The organism is Massilia sp. CT11-108 (assembly GCF_047302915.1).
Lineage (GTDB): Bacteria > Pseudomonadota > Gammaproteobacteria > Burkholderiales > Burkholderiaceae_D > Telluria > Telluria orientalis.
Map to the genome: position 1 here is coordinate 1 of NZ_JBKYMO010000486.1, position 4,112 is coordinate 4,112.

Below are 4,112 nucleotides of genomic sequence, written 5' to 3' on the forward strand. Positions count from 1 at the left end.
CCGCGATCGCGCTGCTGGCGCCCGCTGGACTGGCGGCCTACCGGGCCCGCTGGCGTGCTGCGCTCGGATGATGCGCGCGCCCGCGATGCGCGCCGGCTCGACCTACCCGTTCCGTACCTTGCTGTTGGCGTACACCCACGTGTATTCGGCGCCAAACAGGAAAATCTGCGCCGAATAGTAGAACCACGCAACGAGGATGACAAACGAGCCGGCTGCGCCAAAGCCCGTGGCCACGCTCGATTTGGCAAGGTACAGCCCGATCAGTGATTTGCCTATGTTGAAGAGCAATGCCGTGACTGCGGCCCCCATCCACACATCGTGCCAGGATATCCTGGCGGTTGGCATGATCTTGTAGATCATCGCAAAGAGAACCGTGAAGAGGGCGAACGACGCGATGAAATTCAATACGCTTGCCAGAACGCTTTCCACCGCATTGCCCCCGCCCAGCCAATCGCTCGTCGCTGCGAGCGCGGCGCTGACGACGAGTGAAATCATCAGCATGAAAGCAAATCCGAGAACCAGCCCGAAGGACAATACGCGGCTGCGCAGCCATCCCCAGATACCCGACGGTTTCGCTTTCGCCGGTACCCGCCAGATGCGGTCCAGGTCCGTTTGCAGCTCGGCAAACGTGGCAGTTGCGCCCAGTAGCACAAGAAAACCGCCGACGATACTGGCGACGATCCCGGTGGACGGTTCGCGCGCGGCTTGCAGCAAGCCCTGCACGGCCGTTGCGCCTTCCTTACCCATGATGCCCTGAAGCTGCGCAATGATTGCGCCTTGTGCGGCGTCCTGTCCAAATACCGTCCCGGCGATCGCGATGATCAGGACCAGCAGCGGCGCGAGGGAAAACAGCGTGTAATACGAAAGCGCCGCCCCCATGCTCGGCGCGTAATCATCCATCCAGGCGTTTGCCGCCGCCACGAATATTTGCCACTGCCTGCCGATCCAGCTCCCCGAGGTGTGCTCGAACATCGGGCGTGGGGGCGCGCTTGTGGATGGTTCCGCGATCTTCGCGTCGGATCTGCTTTCCTCCGCACGCGTCGGCACATATGCCGTTCCTTTCTGGACCGGGGCGGATGGTTCGACACCGGCATCGTCCCTGGCCGAGGCAATGGACGCTGCCAGGGAAACAAGCAAACCACCTGCCTTCAGCATACCGCCAAGGTGGTCGTGGCGTTCTGGTGCTACATCCGATACAGGGGCTTTCTTGCGCCTTAGGAGCGCATAACCCGCAGCCGCGATTCCCAGTACCGCGGCGCCGCGCACGTACGGAGAGGAAAGTACGTCCGAAGCCTGTGATTTCAACACGTCGAATTGCGCGTTCGTTGCCATCCCGGCGGTCGCTGCGCGGGTTTCGGCTTCATGCATCTCGTGAGCGGTAGGGTTCATATCATTTCCTCGGACTGAAACAGAGCGGGTCACCTGCATTACGGTAAGCCTTCCACTTGTGAGATTCAGTACGGTGACTCACCGTCCATTGAAACAAAAGACGAAGGACCGCAGCCCGCAGCGCCGCTTGCGAGCCGATGCGCGCCTGATATTCGCGTGGCTTTCGGGTCGAACCTGCTGTCAGCCGCCCTTGTTTCCGGCACCGGACCTGACTCGTCCGACCAGCACAGGTACCAAACCGAAGGGGACGAACGCCAGGGCAAAACCAGCGACAAGGCTCAGGATCGCGTCGCACGTTGTCGACCAGCCGGACGCAAGCGCTTCCCCGTAATCACTGTCGAAAGCGACCGTGAATACTGCGCAGAAGATGCCCACGACGATACCTACCGCCGCCGGCCCTGTTAACGTCTCGCGTTCACGCTGGGATACTTTCATTCAGGCGCTTTCGGAGCCCTGATCGACGGGGACAGCAACCTTGCCTTCCAAATAAAACACACAAGCGCCTTCCAACTCGACACGGTTTCCGACGACCCGGCATACAAGCTCGCCACCACGAGCTGAAGCCTGGTATGCGCGCAGTTCACGCTTTCCCAGACGGGCACTCCAATACGGTGCGAGTCCGCAGTGCGCTCCGCCCGTAACCGGATCTTCCAGTATGCCTTTAGCCGGCGCAAAATAGCGGCTCACGCAATCCCATCGCTGGTCTCCCTGGGCGGTCACGACGACGCCGGGGCGGTCGAGCCGCGCGACCGCAGCGATGTTCGGTGTCAGGCTACGTACCGCCTCCGTATCTTGCAGGACCGCGATGTAATTAAAACCGTCGTCGAGCGTCTCCACCGGCTCGATTCCCAGCGCTTCTGTCAGCCCCTCCGGAAGCGGGATCGATCGCGGCACGCGTACCGGAAAATTCATCACATATCGATCGCCCATGCGCTTGACGGTCAGAGGTCCGCTCGCCGAATCGAACGTCACCATTGTGCGTCCTGGCTGTAGCCGCTCCATGACGACTGCGGCGCTTGCAAGCGTAGCATGGCCGCACAGCGGCACCTCGACCGTCGGCGTGAACCAGCGCAGCCGGTAATTGTCGCCGTCCGGGACCAGAAAGGCAGTTTCCGGAACGTTGTTTTCCGCCGCAATCTGGCGTAGCAGTCCATCGTCCGGAAACGTGTTCATCAAGATCACGGCAGCGGGGTTTCCTCCAAAAAGCCGGCTGGTGAATGCGTCGACTTGATATATTGGCAGACTCGTTACTGGACAATTCATATGCTTGAGCGTTCGTCGATGACTTACGACATGGATGGGTCCGGGTTGAACTGATTGGCGACTCCAGTCTGGCGGAAGAAGCGGTCTATTTCGGCTTGAGGGTATTGCGAGACCCGGGCCGTCTGGAGACCTTTGCACGCCTCGAGGGGACCGAGCAGTTTGTCCGGCGGGCAGATACCAAAAAGTTCCACATGGGCGAGCCCGGGGATTGCCGTGAGCGGCTCGAGCGACCGGATGGTCGTGGTCTTCCCTGACGCGTCCCAGCCAGGAAGCGTCGATAAGGAGAGTGATGTCAGCCGCGTCAGTCTGGCCAGCGGCCCGAGATCGCTAATCCTGGGCATGTGCACTACGCGCAGAAGGCGCAGCTTCTCCAGCCTTGCAAGGAATTCAAACGACTCATCAGGAAAGGTAGCGATCACGAGCTCTTCCACGTCGCGCAGCTCGGCCAGGGGTTCGAGGCTCTTGTATCGGCAGTGCCATACCGTCGCACGACGGACAGCTTCAGGGTGAGCAACCACGGGGAATATACGCGCCGGGTCGCGCATCGCCTTGAGGTGTGCTCCAGAAGTTTCCATCCTGCGAACAGGTTCCCGTGTTGGTGTGGCGGGCAAAGATCAGCGTGGCTCAGTGTACCGGGCCGTTGCCGCCGGAGCAACTAACGGAGGCCGTACGGGTCGACGTTATGTCACGCGCTCCAGGCGCGCGATCAGGTCGGGCAGCGGCAACGGCCGGCAATACAGGTAGCCCTGCATGCACGGGCGCCCGTTCTCGCCGAGGAAGCGCGCCTGCGCCTCCGTCTCGATGCCTTCCGCGACGACGCGCAGGCCCAGGTGATCGGCCATCGCGAGGATGGTCTGCACGATCGCCGTGCCGTTGGCGTCGTGCGGCGTGTCGCGCATGAAGCTCTTGTCGATCTTCAGTTCGTACAGCGGCATCTTCTTCAGGTAGCCCAGGCTCGAATAGCCGGTGCCGAAATCGTCGATCGAGAAGCGGATGCCCAGCGCCGCCAGCTCGCGCATCTTGGCCGTGATGAGGTCGAAGTCTTCGACGAGCAGCCCTTCCGTCACCTCGAACACGAACGCGTGCGGCGTCACGCCCGATTCCTCGAACGCGGCGCGCACCTGGGCGACGAATTCGGGCTGGCGGAACTGGCGCGGGCTGACGTTGATCGACAGCTGCAGCGGATGCCCGGCCGCCTCCAGCGCCAGGCGCGCCTCGCAGGCCTGGCGCAGCACCCACAGGCCGAGGGGGACGATCATGCCGGTCGTTTCCGCCACCGGGATGAAGACGTCGGGCGGGACGAACGTGCCGTCGGCGCGGCGCCAGCGCATCAGCATCTCGGCGCCCACCGGCTCGCCCGCATGGTCGACCTGAAGCTGCAGGTGCATGGACAGTTCGCCGTTGTCGAGCGCCGCGGAGAGGTCGCGGCCCAGCGTCAGCTGGCGCTCGGCCGCGGCCCG

The 4,112-nt window shown here is 62.5% G+C and carries 5 protein-coding genes; all 5 read right to left on the reverse strand.

Annotated features, from left to right (window positions below):
• Nucleotides 1-102 precede the first annotated feature (102 nt).
• Nucleotides 103-1,389, reverse strand: coding sequence for a YhjD/YihY/BrkB family envelope integrity protein (locus ACEN88_RS25895; protein ID WP_413344287.1), 1,287 nt, complete (start codon nt 1,387-1,389; stop codon nt 103-105).
• A gap of 180 nt (nt 1,390-1,569) precedes the next feature.
• Nucleotides 1,570-1,824, reverse strand: a complete 255-nt coding sequence (locus tag ACEN88_RS25900; protein ID WP_413344289.1) for a hypothetical protein — start codon at nt 1,822-1,824, stop codon at nt 1,570-1,572.
• The gene (locus tag ACEN88_RS25905; RefSeq protein WP_413344290.1) at nt 1,825-2,652 is read right to left on the reverse strand and encodes a PhzF family phenazine biosynthesis protein; all 828 of its coding nucleotides are present in this window, start codon (nt 2,650-2,652) and stop codon (nt 1,825-1,827) included. It lies immediately after the preceding gene.
• Nucleotides 2,653-2,675: 23 nt separating this feature from the next.
• Nucleotides 2,676-3,227 carry a hypothetical protein gene (locus tag ACEN88_RS25910; protein ID WP_413344292.1) on the reverse strand — a complete coding sequence of 184 codons (552 nt, stop codon included), beginning with the start codon at nt 3,225-3,227 and terminating at the stop codon, nt 2,676-2,678.
• Between the two features lie 105 nt (nt 3,228-3,332).
• The coding region (locus ACEN88_RS25915; protein WP_413344294.1) for a putative bifunctional diguanylate cyclase/phosphodiesterase at nt 3,333-4,112 on the reverse strand (780 nt) is incomplete at its 5' end.